The sequence below is a fragment of the Niameybacter sp. genome (assembly GCF_036655075.1).
Taxonomy (GTDB): domain Bacteria; phylum Bacillota; class Clostridia; order Lachnospirales; family Cellulosilyticaceae; genus Holtiella.
Map to the genome: position 1 here is coordinate 48,683 of NZ_JAVVQU010000012.1, position 16,726 is coordinate 65,408.

Here is a 16,726-nt window from a genome sequence, read left to right on the forward strand (position 1 = left end):
TTCTTGTCATTTCTTCATGACGAAAATACAGTGATAACTAGCATCTGGATCAAAAGATATGCCACTAAAATCTCCATAACATCCCTGCACCTTAAACCCGGCACCTTGTACCATTGTATCTAATTCATCTTTAAGTAAAGGAAGAAGCATCGTCGTATGTTCTTCAACTTTATCTTTTAAATGGAAAGAAGTGTCAAAGGCTACTTGCTTTTTGTCTTCACTTACACGATAACTTCTGAAGAACTTTAGACCTACTTCTTCATTTGTAATAGGTGGAAGCTCTGAGATATCATGTCGCAAGACACGGTCATAGTTAACAATTTGAATAACTACTTTTGCCTCATTTTGCAAAATATCGTATAGGTCTTTTAAGAATTCTTGAATACGCGCTTTAGTTTCTAAATGCACAAGAGAATTCCCTATACAATAAGCACCTTCAAACTGTCCTTGTATAGCAACCTTAATCTCTTCCATACTACAATGGATAAAGGCTGTTTCACTGCCTTCTAAATCGGCTTTAGCTTTAGCACTTTCAATCATACCTGTATCTGCATCTAAGGCTGTAACCATATAACCTAGCTTAGCAAGTGCAAGGCTGTAGCTTCCTGTTCCACAAGCTATATCTAAAACTTGCTTAGGGGGATTCCCAAATGTTTCTTTTAAAAACTCTACTTGTGCACCGTAAGCTGGGAAAATATAATCATAGCAAGATGCTATTGAACTATAAAATGACATACTAATCTCCTTTTTAATGGGAATAATAATGTAAGACCCATATTTCTATAAATCTTCTTATATTTTACCCTTGAAAGAAGAATTTTAACAAACTTTATTTCTTGTAGAAGAAAGTTGATTTTTTAATTTAAAACCCTTATACTATTTACAGCGCTTACGCTAAGACAGTTCGAAAACCTCCTGTCTTAAAATAAAACTAGGTAAAGGAGAATAAAAATGAAAGAAAACTTTTCAACAAAAAGGCTGGTAACAGTCGCCCTCGTTGCTGCACTTTATGCTGTACTTACCGTTGCACTTGCACCGATTAGCTATGGTAACCTCCAGTTTCGAGTATCTGAACTTATGGTGCTTTTAGCTTTCTTTGACCCATTCTACATAGGAGGGCTCACTTTAGGTTGCTTTATTGCCAATCTTTTAGGCCCTAATGGTATTATGGACGTTATCTTTGGCACACTTGCCACTTTTGTAAGTGTATCGGCAATTAACCTAACTGCCAAGTATACAAAAGGAAGCAAATTAGGACTAGGTATTGCTTCTATCTGGCCAACCCTGTTCAACGGACTTATTATTGGTTGGATGCTTAACTACCTCTTTCAGTTACCTCTAGCACTCACTATATTAGAAGTAGGATTTGGTGAATTTGTTGTCGTTTCAATAGTAGGTGTTCCACTCTTTGTACTCATTATGCAAAGGTATCCACACCTTTTATCTATTCATAAAAAGAACCTAGCGTAAATCGCTAGGTTCTTTTAGGAAGGCACATCTTGTGCCTTTTTTTATACCATTATTCTATACAGCCACTTGATTGACCAAATAAATTTTCAATTGTTCTACACGGTTTGACTTTACTTTTGCAACTTCAAAGATAATATTTTTATAAGTAACCGAGATACTTTGCTTTGGAATCCATCCTATTAAATGCACCACAAAGCCACCAATGGTATCAAAGTGCTCACATTCAATTTGCAGTCCTAACTTCTTATTGACATCTTCAATATGCGCTAGACCATCTACCAAATAGGTATGCTCATCTAACTTGGCAATTTCTTCATGAGTTTGATGCTCATCCATTAAATCTCCAACAATTTGACTTACAATATCTTCTATTGTAATAATCCCTTGGAAATCACCATACTCATCCAACACAACCGCCATATGATTCTTTGTTGTTTGAAGTTCTTTAAATAGCGTGGCAATACCCTTTGTTTCAGGTACATAGTAAGCTGGCCGCACCAATGCTTCTATATTGACTTGCTCTATACCACTTTGAAGTGCTGCCTCATAAAGCTCTTTAGCGTGTAAAATCCCTATGACATTGTGAGGTTCATCTTTATAAACTGGAATACGCGAAAAGTTTTTGGCCATCGTTTGTGCTAAGATTGCTTGATTATCTTTTTTTAAGTCTATACTCGTTACAGTAGCTCTAGATGTCATAATTTCTGTAGCAGTTTTATCATCAAATGAAAATACACTATACAGCATTTCTTTTGCTGTTTCATCTATTACACCTTTTTCATTACCTTCATCAATGAGTGTTTTGATATCTTCTTCAGAAACTTGCTTCTTAAGCCTTCCTCCCTTTAAAATACTTAATACACGATTCCATGTTGAAATATGCCCAGGCCTCGGCTGGTCATCCACAGTAATTCCCCCTTTTAAATAAATAACTTTATACTCTATACATATGCTACATTTTATTTTTTTTGCCAGTTTGCTTCAATAAATCTTGCAACACCTGATTCATCGTGATGTCCAATAACTGCTGTACTTAGGTTTTTAATCTTTTCTACTGCATTTTCTACTGCGTAGCCCTCGTCTGCCAGCTCAAACATCTCAACATCATTATAGTTGTCTCCGAAACAAATGATTTTATCATATTTATATTGTTCTTGTAAAGTCTTAATAGCACTCGCTTTAGAGACAAGGTGACTATACACCTCTAAGTAATAGACATTCTTTTCATAGATGTCTTCATAATAAACTTGATTAAGATGATCATATGTTTTTAATATATCATATATTTCACGTATTTTATCTTGATCACCCATCAAAACAAAGTATAAAACTTTATCTTTGTTTTGTACAGCTTCATGCTTAAAGATTTTTCTCGGACTATTCTGTCTTTCTGCAAAAAATCTTTCTTCTACTGGATGACTAAATACACCATGATAGGCTATAAGTTGATTATCTTCTATACAGTAGGAAAAAGCTGTTTGCCCCTTCTCCTCTAATACTTTTTGAATCACTTCAGCCATTTCATGCCCTAAGTAATGAACTTGCTCGTAGATACCTTGTTCTATATTATAAATAGCTGCACCATTCATTACAACAACAGGTGCACTTAGTTTAAGCCCTTGTAACATATCTACAACTGTCGCAGGTGTACGGGCTGTAGCAATACTAAATTCTAGCCCCTCTTCTACTACTTTATTAATAACTTCCTTTGTGTAAGAAGTAATGTGTTTGTCTTTATTCAAAAGTGTTCCATCTAAGTCTGAAATCCATAATGTTTTTGATTGCATAAGGCCTCCTCAAAAGTTGTCTATTTTCATTATACCAGATTTTGGCCATATAGTTACTGGTATTTGCATACAATAAGAATACATGCTAAAATTATACCATCTTATTTATAGGAGGCTTCTATGACAGCGTTACTTATTCGACTATTTATCAAGACACCTGAAGATATAAAAAATCCATATATTCGTCAAAAGTATGGTCTTCTAGGCAGTTTTGTAGGGATTGGATGCAATATATTCTTATTCATAAGCAAATTGCTCATTGGTATCCTTTCTTCAAGTGTTTCCATTATGGCAGATGCAGTCAATAACTTATCAGATGCCGCATCTTCTATTGTCACTTTAATCGGCTTTAAACTTTCTGCTAAGCCAGCTGATGAAGACCATCCTTTCGGGCATGCTAGAGTAGAATACATTGCAGGGCTTGTTGTATCTTTTATTATTATTTTCTTAGGACTTCAACTAGGCCTATCCTCTGTGCGCAAAATCTTTTCACCTGAACCTATTCAAGTTTCTACTTGGACTATTGTTGTCTTAGTACTTTCTATTGGTGTCAAGCTCTGGATGAGTTTCTTTAATCGCCATTTAGGAACGGCTATTAATTCCTCAACTTTAAAGGCTACTGCAACGGATAGTCTAAACGATGTACTTGCTACAAGTAGCATACTCGTTTCTCTAGGCATCTTTTACTTTACTTCTTTAAACCTAGATGGATTTATTGGATTTTTGGTAGCTTGCTTCATTATTTATTCTGGTATCAATATTATCCGTGAAACGATTAATCCTCTATTAGGCGAAGCGCCTACCTTAGAACTTGTTGAACAGATTCAAAATAAGTTACTCAGCTACGAAGGTATACTTGGTATTCATGATCTAATGGTACATAACTACGGTCCAAACCGTTGTTTTGCCTCTGTACATGCAGAAGTTTCTGCTTCTGAAAATATCCTTGTAAGCCACGACCTTATTGACTCTATAGAAAGAGACTTTATGATAGATCTTAGTATTCACTTAGTTATACATTTAGATCCTATTATCAAAGATGATGCACTTTCTAATAGCTTACACGAACTTGTGAATACATGTATTAGTGAAATTGACCCACTCTTATCCATCCATGATTTTCGAGCTGTTCAAGGTGTCACCCACACTAATCTTATTTTTGACGTAAGTGTTCCCCATCACCTTAAAACCTCCGATAAGGAACTGGCTTACCTTATTGATACCCGCATAAAAAAATACGATGGAACCTTCCACTGTGTCATCACAGTAGATCGCAGCTATCTTTCTACCACAATAAACACCACAAAGTAATCACTTTGTGGTGTTTTGTTTTTTACTTGTTTGATGAGAATATGAGCCACAAGGACACGGAAGTACTTCCACTTCATAAATCACACGCTTCCTTATGCGAGACATCCGTTTCTTATCTACATAATCAGCGAATATCTTATATCGCCCTTCCTTGATAGCTTGAATCAACCAAACATGCTTATTATCTTCATTAACATCCTCTTGGGCCACTTTTAACCCCTTAGGTACAGTAAGTTGCCATACAAATCTACCTTTTGCCTGCTCATCTCGCTCGATTTTCATAGTCTGTCCCGCAGTCGCTTGGTTATATCCAGGCAAAAGTTGATATTTAACCTCTTCTACTTTTTCTTCTGTATGTCGAAATTCACTTAACTGTTCTTCTGTTTGATTCATAATAGAAAAAAGTGTCCATGCCGCTATTGCTGTCTGCATCTGAGTATTCATATTGAGTGACCTCCTAGCCTAGACAAAACATATTACCACTCATATCCTATTCTCACTCTATACTTTTTGCACCTTTTCCCTATAAATTTATAAAAAACAAGGCCCACACCCCAATGTGCTGACCTTGTTTTGATTGATCTATAAATTAGAATCCTAGCGGAATACCAAAGCTAAAGAATCCAATAAGTAAGGTTGTCCATATAACTAAAAAGGCAATGGAATAGGGTAGCATTAATGCAATCATATCTCCAACTGTATATTCTGGTTTATACTTTCTCATGAATACAAGTACAACCCCTGCATAAGACATAAGTGGTGTAATAATGTTTGTTGAAGAGTCAGCTACTCTAAACGCTGCTGCTACGACATCTGGTGTCATTCCTGAATGTACTTGGAATAACATTGGTACAAAGATAGGACCTAAAAGCATCCATTTTGATGTTAAACCACCTACGAACAAGTTAATAATCGCTGTTACAAGAATAAATCCAATGATTAATAAAATGGGTGAATTATCAAGGCCCATTGATTGAAGACCTTTTGCACCTAAGAATGTAATATATGTTCCAAGGTTTGAATTACTTAAAAGTGCTAAGAAGTTATAAGAAACAAATGTTAAAACAAGTACATAACCCATATTACCCATTTGTTTTGCCATTGCTTTGATAACATCTTGAGCTGACTTGAACATCCCTACTTTAATACCGTAGAATAAACCTGGTACAAAGAAAATGAATGTAATCATAAGGATAATATTATCCATAAATGGTGTTACTTTTGTGCCTTCTTCTGTTACGAAAGAAGCTAAAGGACCAAATCCCATAGCAGCTACCAGAGCACCTGCTATTAATAACCCAAGTCCTGCCCATCTTAAAGCTTTATTTTCTTCTGGTTTTACCGTGAAGTCGCTTAAATCGATATCTTCTGGAATAACATAATCTTGTTTTTCAAGTTTTGGTTTAATAAATTTGATTGTTACAAATGCACCTACAATAGAAAGTACAATTGTTGATGCCACTACAAAGAAGTAATGCATAGTTGGTGCATTAAGTGCCTCACCTGCTGCATTTACAAAAGGTACACCTTGACTCTCTGCAAAGAGTTGAGCATTTTTACCAATAATAATATCAATTGGTGTAGCCGGAATAAGGTTCGCACTGAACCCTGCTGAAACCCCTGCAAAGGCTGCTGCCATACCTATTAATGGATTCTTTTTAAGCCCTGCATATAAAAGTCCTGCAAGTGGAATAAGAATGAGGTAACCTGCATCAGATGCAATACTACTCATAATCCCTAAGAACACTAATACAAATGGCAAAAATTTATCTGATACTTTAAGGCCTACCTTTTTAATAAGTGTTGTAAGAAGACCTGACTCTTCTGCAATTCCAACACCTAACATAACGATAAGGATTGTACCAAGTACACCACCACCGTAGCCTAACCAGTTTGTAAGTAATGCATTGTCAAAGATCCATCTAATATTTTCTGCAGTAAACATGTTTTTTATTTCATGTACAATACTGCCCCCATCAGCTCCCATTGTTTCAAATGTATTTCCACCTAATACAAGTGTCAATAACATTGTTGCTGCATACAGCCCTAGGAAGATAATAACTGGATCAGGAATTTTCTTACCAATCTTTTCTATAAAAGATGTACGTGATTTTTTTTCTGCTTTCATCTTTATCCCTCCTGTTTACCTAGTTGTCTATTTTTCGTCTATCATTAACCTTATGTTAACTTTATTGTGTTCTTATCATATCATCATTTTTGCAAGTTGTAAACCCCTCTTGTGCATTTTCTTATTAAAAGTATAATTTAGATTCTTTGATTTTATCTTCTTACAACATTAAATTTATTTGTATATTAGAATCATAATCCATTTATCTTAACTCACCAAAATCATTGATATTTCTATATTTTTTCTTATTTCTTATTCATATAAATATGTATACTTCTTTATAAAGATAAAAAAATAAGCACCTTAATATAGATGCTTATTTTTGGAAAAGATTAACTTTTTGAATTTTACTTATTTTATTTATGCAAGAATTAGCAACGCTTCTTGCAACTTATCATTCTTATGTTTAAATTTTTCAACTTGTGAGATATTTCTTATGTATACTGTTTTACTTTAATGACTCATACTATATTTGAGATTCATCTATTCTTCTTACTGTAAAACCGCCTTCATTAAGTGCCTGAATAAGAGCCTTTACATTTTTTGTATCTACACGTAAAATGATCTCTCTTAAATTCATAACTTCTATATCAATTTCCGCAATACTAATAATGTTTACACCTTGCTTGGTTATAATCTCAGTCAACGTGGCAAGTCGACCTTTAACATCTCTAGTTGTCACTTCTATTCTTGTATGCCCTACACCTAAAATTTTATTAAAGGTCTTAAAAATTGCCTTGTGAGTCACTATACCTACAAATTGATCTTTCTCATTTTCGACAGGTACAAACTGTAGATTATGTTCAGCCAAAACTTGTCCTGGCACCTCTACAAGATCTCTTTCTTTTACAGCTGTAATTTTTGTTTTCATCATTTCTTCAATAGACCGTTTTAAAAATATTTCTTTTTCTTCTACATCATTAAAATATTCTTCAAATATATATTTTTTGGAAATAACTCCTATAAATTTATCGCCTGCTACAACAGGTAAAGATAATAAATGGTTCATATCAATAAGTGCTATAGTATCTTTAATACTTGTGTGTAAATCTACAACTGTAAGTTTTTCTACTGGAATCATAATATTTTTAACTAGCATAAATCAGCCCCCTTAATTATTCTATCCATTATAATTATATCACAATATTCAAATCTATTCACTCATTCACATTAAACACTTTAATTATTTATATTAAATTTAATAACTTAGTATAATTTGACTATTTAATTTCATTATGATATAATACAGCTATGTGCTGGAGTAGCTCAGTAGGTAGAGCACATCACTCGTAATGATGAGGTCGTGAGTTCGATCCTCATCTCCAGCTTTCTTTACGCTTAAACAATTGTTTAAGCGTATTTTTATTGTGTTCCATACTAAAAAAGCGTGTAACGGCCATTACACGCTTTTTCTCATTATCGTTAACTTTAAATAGTATCTATTTTTAATATTTCAATTTGTTATCGATCTCTATAGTTATATTCTAAAATAATTTTTTTATTCTTTTTCTAAAATCCTTGTAATGCACTCTTCTATAGAGTCTACAGTATACTTCACATAGCTCTTAAGGCTCTCTTCCGCCCCATTAAATGTAAAGGATAAAGGATAATGTTCAAACATACTTAAGTCGTTCCAAGAGTCCCCTATTACATAGATCTGTTCTTTTTCTGCCTGCAAGCGCTGTGCCACCTTTTCAATTCCCGAAGCCTTAGAGCACCCTTTAGGCACCACATCAATAAACACTTGGTTACGATATGCCACAATAGTTTCTCCATAGGTTTCATTCAATTGATTCTTTAATGCTTCAATTTCTTCTATAGCGTTACTCATCACAACCAGTGAGATAAGTTTTATATTTCCAAATTTCTCTTTCATTTCGCAAGGTGTCACCTTCTGCACTCGAAGTGCCATTTCATCAATACCATCAGGCCACCTATCCATATAGGTGTTGTAGCCATCGATATATGCCACATAAAATCCTTCTTGCTCGTTAAACAAACGATATAACTTCTCAACGACATGTCTTGGGATATTTTGCTCAAAATAGGCATTAAATCCTTCATCTAGCACAAAAGCACCATTGCAAAGTACAAGGCCATCGGTCTTAATATTATATTTTTCAAAGACTTGTTTTGTATTAGAAAAGTCTCTTCCTGTACATAATACCAAACCATGCCCCGCCTCTTTTAACTCACTAATACTTTCTAAGGTTGTAGTCTTAATATTTCCCTTTATAAGCAAAGTGCCATCTATATCTGATGCTAAAATTCTTTTCATCATCTTCCTCCATCTTAAAGCTCTTCTATATGTCGAACACCATTTGCACTGCTTAATAGGCTTAAAAATGCTATGTGCTCCATTCTATTAGGAGCCTTAATTGTCAATAATGTAATAACTTGGGTATCCGTCTTTAACTTGGGTTTAATAATATCTATTTCTGCTACTTGAAGCTGATTTGCTTTAGCAAAATCAAAAAAGTCACTGACGCTACTCATATTAAAAAACTCCATGTACACATTAATCACTTTAGATTTAGCCGTTACTTTACGTGTTACACTATGCAACGCAGTCATAGCAAAAAAGATATAAATATACGCAATAATAGCTCCACTGTAAAATCCTATACCAATAGCTAGACCCATGCATGCAGATGCCCAAAGCGCCGCTGCTGTCGTCAATCCCTTGACTTGATTGCGGCCTGTAACAATAATCGTACCTGCCCCTAAAAAACCTATACCACTAATAACTTGAGCACCCATTCTGACCGGATCTCCGCTTAACCCCCATGTCTCAAACACATATTGATTGGTAATCATAGTTAGTGCTGCGCCCATACATACAAGCATATATGTCCTAAAACCTGCAGGTCTTTTCTTCTTGACTCTTTCAAGTCCTAGTAATCCACCAAAAACAAGCGCCATTCCTAATCTTACACTAATAGATAAAATGTTAATGCCAGCTAAAGTCTGCTTCAATGTCTCCATATTTTTTCCCTTACTATGCATTTTTCTTATTACTTTTATAGTATAGGCTATTTTATATTTTTCATCCTATTTATTATAGAAGCAAAGAAAAAAGCACAGTAAATATCCCAGTCATTCCAATCGCCATTCCTGACATTGCACCTTCTAGCTCACCAATTTGTATTGCCTTACTTGTTCCCATAGCATGACTTGAAGCACCTATGGCAAGTCCCGCAGCTATTGGGTATTTTTCTAATCTAAGTAATTTAATCATGCTTGGTGCAATAACTGCCCCCAATATTCCTGTCACCACAACAGCTGCTATTGTAACACCTACAATACCACCTTGTTTGCTCGCTACTTCTACAGCAATAGGCGTTGTCACTGACTTAGGTATTAATGATGCCATGAGGGTGTCTTCTAGTCCAAAGACCTTACAAAGGCCAATCACACTAATAATAGAGGTTATGGCACCTACCCCGGTAGCAATCAAAATAGGCAGACTATTTTTCTTTAGCGTATCTAACTGCTCATACATAGGAATTGCTAATACAACGGTCACCGGTCCTAAAAACATATTAATCATAGCCCCACCTTGATTGAAAGCTTCATAAGGTATGCGTCCTACCTGCAAAACTATAATGACAATACCAATAGCAATAAGAAGTGGATTTAACAAGTCAATATGGGTCTTCTTATTGACCTTTAACCCTATCTGATAACTTACCAAACAAAGTACAATTCCTACAAAAGGTGAATTGATCAACTCGCTCATCACTTTTTACTCCTCTCTTGTAATTTAATAACTCCTTTAGCTGTAAATGCCGTTGCCGTAAAGGTAATAAGTGTTGTTAAAATACAAATGACCAAAATAGGTATTAAGTCACCTTTTACTTCTTCTATACTTTGTATAATAGATACCCCTGCTGGTATAAAGAAAAATGCCATATTTTGAAGTAAAAACCTTCCAAGGGTTTGAATATCTTTAAGCTTGATCCATTTGAGCAAAAGCATTACGAATAGGGCAACCATTCCTATAATATTTCCTGGAATAGGCACTGGCAAAAGTTTTGCTATACTTTCGCCTCCTAGATAAATACTAAAGAGAATTAAACATTGTATAAAAAAATGAGTATTCATAAAAACCTCCTTATCTCAATCGTTTATATTATTATACTATAATTTATCATTATATTTATATATTTTTATTTTAATCTCATATATACTCTTGAATAATTTTTAAAACAGCCTCTTTTAAATAAATAGCAAAATAAAAACTCAATAAAAAAAGGAACTCTTTTAAAAGAGTTCCTTTTTATTCACATCTATTAAGACATGTAAGATACAACGCCACGTGTACTATCCATACAAACTGTTGTACCATTTTTTAAGATTTTAGTTGCATTTGATGCACCTACGATTACAGGAATATCTAGAGCCATTCCAACGATTGCCGCATGTGAGTTAACACCTGATTGCTCAGTAATGATACCCGCTGCTTTTTTAATAAGAGGGAAAAGTTCATTTGAAGTTTGTGGAACAACTAAGATGTCCCCTTCATTGAAGTTCTTTTTCACATCTTCTTCAGTGTGACAGATACATACGTTACCGTTTACACTTTTTTCGTTAAGGCCTGTTCCAGATACTAAGATCTTTCCCACAACGTCAACCTTCATGATATTTGTTGTACCAGATACACCAAGAGGCATACCACCTGTAAGTACTACTAAATCACCTTTTGATACGATTCCTGTTTGTTCTGCAGCTTCGATAGCTGTTTCGAATAAATCAGTTGTGTTTTCTTTTTCTTCCATAAGAACTGGAATAACACCCCATGTCATAGCAAGTTGGTGATAAGTTTCTTTAGAAGTTGTACATCCAATGATTGGACATGTTGGACGGTATTTAGAAATCATGTGTGCTGTACGTCCTGATTTTGTTACAGTAACGATAGCTTTTGCACCAAGATCATGTGCTGCTGCACATGTTGAGTTAGAAATAGCATGTGTTACGTTTTGTACTTCCACATCTTTTCTGTGTTTGAAACGACTTACATAGTCAATATCTCTTTCTGTTTGAAGTGCGATACGAACCATGATTTTTAATGCTTCTACTGGGTAAAGACCTGCTGCAGTTTCACCTGAAAGCATGATTGCGCTTGTACCATCGTAAATAGCATTTGCAACGTCGTTAGTTTCTGCACGTGTTGGTCTAGGATTTTTCATCATAGAGTCAAGCATTTGTGTTGCAGTAATAACTTGTTTACCTGCATTGTAAACTTTTTTGATAATCATTTTTTGAAGAGCTGGTACTTCTTCAAGCGGGATTTCTACGCCCATGTCACCACGCGCAACCATTACACCATCTGCTACGCGAATGATCTCATCGATATTGTTAACACCTTCACGGTTTTCAATTTTTGCAATGATTTTGATGCCATTTCCGTTATATTCTTTAAGAATTTTACGAATTTCTAAGATATCCTCAGCTGTTCTTGTGAAAGATGCTGCGATGAAGTCAAATCCTGTTTTAGCACCAAAAATAATATCTTCTCTATCTTTTTTACTAATGAATGGCATAGAAAGACTAGCTTCTGGTAAGTTAACCCCTTTATTGTTTGAAAGTGCACCATCATTAATAACTTTACAGACAATATCTGTGTTATCTTTAATCTCGATAACATTTAATTCGATAAGACCATCATCTAAAAGAATTGCAGAACCTACATGAACATCGTTTGGCAAGTTTTTGTAAGTTACACTTACGATTTCTGTTGTTCCTTCTAATTCTCTTGTTGTAAGTGTAAATGTATCACCTTTTGTAAGCATGATTTTTGAATCTTTGAATTTACAAATACGAATTTCTGGACCTTTTGTATCAAGCATAGTTGCTACTGGAAGCCCTAATTGCTCTCTAAGCTTTACAACGGTGTCAAATTTTAATTTGTGACCTTCGTAATCACCATGTGAAAAGTTGAAACGTGTAATATCCATACCTGCAAGCATTAATTCACGTAATACTTTTTCATCATCAGTTGAAGGCCCAAGTGTACATATGATTTTTGTTTTTCTCATGTTTTTCACTCCATTACTCTAGCTGTCTAATCTATTTTGTTTCCTTTACATCATACTGTATATAGGCCCCTATATTCAAGTGCGAATCTAGGGATTTGTTAATTTTGTAGATATTTATATAGTATGCCTAATTATTTTACATTTATTTAGTGCTTCTGTTATCTAGTTTTTTACATTTTTGTACATTTTTTATTTATTTTCTTTGTCAAATATAGTACTGTAAATATATGGAAACAACGAGATTCCTACGAAAAAAAGTGTTTTTTTTGCTTAACCAGGATACTTAGCCTAACTTTCACACCCATGTTACTCGCTTCCACTTCTCTTGAAAAACTAGATTATGCTACCTATCACAACGGGGAACGTCTTACTTTTGCAGACACTTTTAAAGATGTCAATTTCAACAAAAAAAGGGAGCTGACTAGTGCAACTCCCTTTCTTTATTCACTTTTATAAGTGCAGGTAACAGGACTTGAACCTGCATGAAGAAACCCTCAATAGAACCTGAATCTATCGCGTCTGCCATTTCCGCCATACCTGCTTATGAATGGATTGATACTTTTTATTTTAGCACTTTTTAATTCAACAAGCAAGATAGCTTTCTAAATTTTATATTTAATTTGTCATTTATTAATCAATTATTTTATTATCTTTATTTTATAGCTACCCCCATTATATAACCTACCAATATAAATCCTAGGTTCCACAGTGTAATACCACCTATAGAATAAATTGTAAAGCTCCACATTTTCATTTTTCCTGTTCCTGCTATTAAGGAAATAAGTGTCCTCGCTATAGGAATCAGTCGACTTACAAATACACCTTTATTACCATAGCGCTCAATATATCCAAAGCTTTTATCAATAGCTGGCCTAGATTTTTTATATTTCGTATAGACTTTATCCACTACCGGACTTCCTATAAAGTATCCCATTGCGTATAGACTATAACTCCCTAAGATTCCCGCTATAATAGATACCACTAAAGCATAAATAAAATTAATATCACTGGTTGCTACTAAAAAACCTGCTGCCGGCATAATAATACCTGCTGGCAACCCTGGTAAATTCAAATACTCTAAGTATACAATCACAAACAAGAAGATTATCCCATAATCTTTCATATATTGTATCACTACGTCTATGTTCTCCATCTTTTATCCTCATTATGTCTAATTTTTATTTTCCATACTCTTATTATAGATAGTTTAACCAGAATTATAATCCTATACAATATACTTTAGTAAAAAAACATTAAGAAAGCATAAAGATTGCTTCCATTTTTCTAAAGTGCTTGATATACTTATCCTATTGCATCTTTAGAATGAATGAATTAATTATTTGTGTACTAAAAGGAGTTGAACTTATGGCAATTAAAATTGTAACAGATAGTACCTCTTATATACCAGAGTCACTGGCTAAACTTTATGATATTTCTATCGTTTCACTAAACGTTATATTAGATGGTGTTAGTCACCGTGAACTAGAACTCTCAAATGACAGCTTCTATACTCAAATGGCTGCCACACGAGAAATTCCTACTTCTTCTCAGCCTATTCCTGAAGAAATGATGACAACTTTTGAGGCACTTATTAAAGAGGGCCACAGTATACTAGGAATTTTTCTCTCTTCAGAAATGAGTGGTACTTATGCAAGTGCTCACTTGATGCGTGACATTGTTCTTGAAAAATATCCTGAAGCTGACATCCACTTTTTTGACTCACTTACAAACTGCATGCAAATGGGCTTTATTGCTATTGAAGCAGCCAAAGTTGCTGCATCAGGCGCCTCTATGGAGGTAGTCCTTGAGCATTGTTCTTATGTCCGTCAAAATAGTCATTTTGTTTTCACCCCTGAAGTATTAACTTACCTACAAAAAGGTGGTCGCATTGGTGGGGCTGCAGCTCTTCTTGGTAACTTTCTTCAAATCAAGCCTATTTTAACAGTAAATATAGATGGTAAAACAGATGTTTATACCAAAGTTCGAACTAAGAAAAAAGCCGTGTCCAAACTGATTGAAATTATGCTAGCTGACATAGGTACTAAAGAAAACTTAGAAGACATCATTGTACACCATATCAATTGTGAAGAAGAAGGCCTAGCACTTGCACAGGCACTCGAGCTACACCTTGGCAAAACTGTATCCATCCAATCAATCGGTCCTGTTATTGGCCTTCATGTAGGCCCTGGTAGCCTAGGCATAGCCTACCATTATAAGACACATTAAAGATGTGTGCTTATAACTTATTAAGTATTAGTAGCCTCAATAAATAAAACGAGCTATAAAACTAGAAATTAAATTCGTTTTATAGCTCGTTTTATTTACATCAACCTTTAAATAAGAATTCGAAAGCTTTAATAATCCTATTTTAATGACATCCAACTGCATTGTACCGCCTAAATCCTCCTACAAGGATCTGTACACAACAGGTGCAGCTGGCTGTGCAAAATATAGATATAATAAGTTGGACCTTGGTACGAACAAAAAGCAGTTATTGTCCTTCTTTCTCCAAATGTAGCTCATGTATTAGTCAACAACTTTGGCATTGCTGGTATTCAAACTGTAGAAGATGCCTGTCATGTACATGGCTTAGATGTTGAAGTGCTCCTTTCCAAACTTCAAACTTAAACTTTCTTTATTTTTTTAATAGGTATAACCTATTCTATTATTTATATCTTTGTATTTACTTTGCGACTTTTCCTTCTCTTAACTTAACAAAAGCTACCCATAGTAAACTTGCTATAAAAATCCCCATTGTATCTACACTTAAATCCAGTATATCCATTGAACGACTTGATGCAAAAAGTTGCATAAACTCTGTAGACCCTGCAAATACAAAAAGACAGGCTACTGCATAATACCATACAGGTAACTTTTTATTGTTCATTAGATATTCTAAGTAATATACCCCTGTAAGTACAAAGAACATGCCAAAATGCACAACTTTATCTAGTCCTGGTATACCTACTTGTGGCACACTCTCTCCAGGCATTAAAATACCTATCAGAATCAATATGACTACACCCATTGTAAACTTATAACGGATTACTTTACTTTCACATTTTTTCAACATCTTATTCCCCCTCTAACTTTGCTACTTCTATTGTAAAGGGAGGCTGTCCATTTCGCAACTCCTATTCTCATTTTCGTAGCTTGCAACAAGCTCCGCACTTACTTTAAATAAGTCTCCATCTATTTCTATTGCAAGACTGCCTTGTTGAATCTCTACCAAGCTCTGCTTTAGACATATTTTTAAAGACAAAAAGGCTACGTCCTTTGTCCCTATCTTATTTCTTAGCTCTATATTTTGTTCTTCATACTCACCCAAATATGTTGTGTCACTAGAATTAACTCTATAACCGGTTTGTAAGAAGAAATGTTTTAAATAATAAGACTTAACTGTAGGTTCTTCTGCCAATTCTATATAAAGTGGTTCATTGGTATTGTATTTATCTATATTATGATAAATTTCATTTCTAGCTTCATTTGCGACATCTGCACCAAAGCTAAGTCTCGCAATTTCATCAGTACTCTCACTTTTTGCTGAAAGCATAATAATTGGCACATTATACTTTTGTCTCATCTTATAAGCTGTGGACATACCATCTAACTTAGGCATCATAATATCTAATACAACAAGATGTACTGTCTCCACATCGAGTAATTTTAGACATTGCTCCCCGTCATAAGCTTTCAAAACACGATAACCTTCTTGTAATAAGTAAATCTCTATCGCTTCAACAATTTTCTCATCATCATCACATACTAAAATCGTCTCATTCACTTTAATTTCCCCTTACCCTACTTTTTTCTTCAATTATATCTTATAGGCTGTTTATTTAAAACATTTAGGAGCATATCTTAATATTACACTTTCTTTCTTAAAATTTTTTCTCTTTATTTCTTAAGCTTTTCTTCATAATTGAGTATCTATTTGTTTGCTTTACTCCTATCTAAGCTAACAGGAGTTTGACTCCTTACATCACAAAAGG

Annotated in this window: 17 protein-coding genes and 2 tRNA genes; 4 read left to right on the forward strand and 15 right to left on the reverse strand. The window is 34.4% G+C overall.

Annotated features, from left to right (window positions below; translation table 11 throughout):
- Nucleotides 1–6 precede the first annotated feature (6 nt).
- Nucleotides 7–735, reverse strand: coding sequence for a class I SAM-dependent methyltransferase (locus RRY75_RS05160; RefSeq protein WP_332493235.1), 729 nt, complete (start codon nucleotides 733–735; stop codon nucleotides 7–9).
- A gap of 216 nt (nucleotides 736–951) precedes the next feature.
- Between RRY75_RS05160 and RRY75_RS05165 the strand changes: the two genes are divergently transcribed.
- Nucleotides 952–1,470, forward strand: a complete 519-nt coding sequence (locus RRY75_RS05165) for a QueT transporter family protein (protein WP_332493234.1) — start codon at nucleotides 952–954, stop codon at nucleotides 1,468–1,470.
- Nucleotides 1,471–1,524: 54 nt separating this feature from the next.
- Here RRY75_RS05165 and RRY75_RS05170 read toward each other — a convergent pair whose 3' ends face one another.
- Together RRY75_RS05170 and RRY75_RS05175 are read right to left on the reverse strand one after the other, a co-directional pair.
- Nucleotides 1,525–2,376, reverse strand: a complete 852-nt coding sequence (locus tag RRY75_RS05170) for a hemolysin family protein (RefSeq protein ID WP_332493233.1) — start codon at nucleotides 2,374–2,376, stop codon at nucleotides 1,525–1,527.
- Between the two features lie 53 nt (nucleotides 2,377–2,429).
- A complete protein-coding gene (locus tag RRY75_RS05175) occupies nucleotides 2,430–3,257 on the reverse strand; it encodes a Cof-type HAD-IIB family hydrolase (RefSeq protein ID WP_332527308.1) in 828 nt (275 codons plus the stop codon).
- Between the two features lie 120 nt (nucleotides 3,258–3,377).
- On the opposite strand from RRY75_RS05175, the gene RRY75_RS05180 reads away from it, so the two are divergent.
- Nucleotides 3,378–4,568 (forward strand): cation diffusion facilitator family transporter, encoded by a 1,191-nt coding sequence (locus RRY75_RS05180; RefSeq protein ID WP_332493231.1) that lies wholly within the window; start codon nucleotides 3,378–3,380, stop codon nucleotides 4,566–4,568.
- On the opposite strand, the gene RRY75_RS05185 is transcribed toward RRY75_RS05180, so the two are convergent.
- The 3 genes from RRY75_RS05185 to RRY75_RS05195 form a co-directional block, all read right to left on the reverse strand.
- Nucleotides 4,569–5,012: a hypothetical protein gene (locus RRY75_RS05185; protein WP_332493230.1), complete on the reverse strand. Its 444-nt coding sequence runs from the start codon at nucleotides 5,010–5,012 to the stop codon at nucleotides 4,569–4,571. It abuts the gene before it with no gap.
- A 145-nt stretch (nucleotides 5,013–5,157) separates the two neighbouring features.
- The gene (locus tag RRY75_RS05190) at nucleotides 5,158–6,696 is read right to left on the reverse strand and encodes an AbgT family transporter (RefSeq protein WP_332493229.1); all 1,539 of its coding nucleotides are present in this window, start codon (nucleotides 6,694–6,696) and stop codon (nucleotides 5,158–5,160) included.
- A gap of 466 nt (nucleotides 6,697–7,162) precedes the next feature.
- On the reverse strand, nucleotides 7,163–7,795 hold the full coding sequence (locus RRY75_RS05195; RefSeq protein ID WP_332527307.1) for a CBS domain-containing protein: 633 nt from the start codon (nucleotides 7,793–7,795) through the stop codon (nucleotides 7,163–7,165).
- Between the two features lie 156 nt (nucleotides 7,796–7,951).
- Here RRY75_RS05195 and RRY75_RS05200 point away from each other — a divergent pair.
- Nucleotides 7,952–8,024: transfer RNA gene (locus RRY75_RS05200), tRNA-Thr, on the forward strand.
- A gap of 170 nt (nucleotides 8,025–8,194) precedes the next feature.
- Here RRY75_RS05200 and RRY75_RS05205 read toward each other — a convergent pair.
- From RRY75_RS05205 to RRY75_RS05235, 7 genes are all read right to left on the reverse strand, one after another.
- A complete protein-coding gene (locus RRY75_RS05205) occupies nucleotides 8,195–8,974 on the reverse strand; it encodes an HAD family hydrolase (protein WP_332493227.1) in 780 nt (259 codons plus the stop codon).
- A 14-nt stretch (nucleotides 8,975–8,988) separates the two neighbouring features.
- Nucleotides 8,989–9,681, reverse strand: coding sequence for an MgtC/SapB family protein (locus RRY75_RS05210; protein ID WP_332493226.1), 693 nt, complete (start codon nucleotides 9,679–9,681; stop codon nucleotides 8,989–8,991).
- A 73-nt stretch (nucleotides 9,682–9,754) separates the two neighbouring features.
- Nucleotides 9,755–10,435: an LrgB family protein gene (locus RRY75_RS05215; protein ID WP_332493225.1), complete on the reverse strand. Its 681-nt coding sequence runs from the start codon at nucleotides 10,433–10,435 to the stop codon at nucleotides 9,755–9,757.
- Nucleotides 10,435–10,800 carry a CidA/LrgA family protein gene (locus RRY75_RS05220; protein ID WP_332493224.1) on the reverse strand — a complete coding sequence of 122 codons (366 nt, stop codon included), beginning with the start codon at nucleotides 10,798–10,800 and terminating at the stop codon, nucleotides 10,435–10,437. The genes RRY75_RS05215 and RRY75_RS05220 overlap by 1 nt, the downstream gene beginning before the upstream one ends.
- Before the next feature lie 188 nt (nucleotides 10,801–10,988).
- Entirely contained in the window at nucleotides 10,989–12,734 is a 1,746-nt protein-coding gene (gene pyk, locus RRY75_RS05225; RefSeq protein WP_332493223.1) for a pyruvate kinase, read from the reverse strand.
- A 457-nt stretch (nucleotides 12,735–13,191) separates the two neighbouring features.
- Nucleotides 13,192–13,275, reverse strand: a tRNA-Leu gene (locus RRY75_RS05230).
- A 111-nt stretch (nucleotides 13,276–13,386) separates the two neighbouring features.
- A complete protein-coding gene (locus tag RRY75_RS05235; protein ID WP_332493222.1) occupies nucleotides 13,387–13,887 on the reverse strand; it encodes a DedA family protein in 501 nt (166 codons plus the stop codon).
- A 212-nt stretch (nucleotides 13,888–14,099) separates the two neighbouring features.
- Between RRY75_RS05235 and RRY75_RS05240 the strand changes: the two genes are divergently transcribed.
- On the forward strand, nucleotides 14,100–14,960 hold the full coding sequence (locus RRY75_RS05240; RefSeq protein WP_332493221.1) for a DegV family protein: 861 nt from the start codon (nucleotides 14,100–14,102) through the stop codon (nucleotides 14,958–14,960).
- Nucleotides 14,961–15,417: 457 nt separating this feature from the next.
- Here RRY75_RS05240 and RRY75_RS05245 read toward each other — a convergent pair whose 3' ends face one another.
- The gene (locus tag RRY75_RS05245) at nucleotides 15,418–15,807 is read right to left on the reverse strand and encodes a VanZ family protein (protein ID WP_332493220.1); all 390 of its coding nucleotides are present in this window, start codon (nucleotides 15,805–15,807) and stop codon (nucleotides 15,418–15,420) included.
- A 27-nt stretch (nucleotides 15,808–15,834) separates the two neighbouring features.
- Nucleotides 15,835–16,518, reverse strand: a complete 684-nt coding sequence (locus tag RRY75_RS05250) for a response regulator (protein WP_332493219.1) — start codon at nucleotides 16,516–16,518, stop codon at nucleotides 15,835–15,837.
- Between the last annotated feature and the right edge of the window lie 208 nt (nucleotides 16,519–16,726).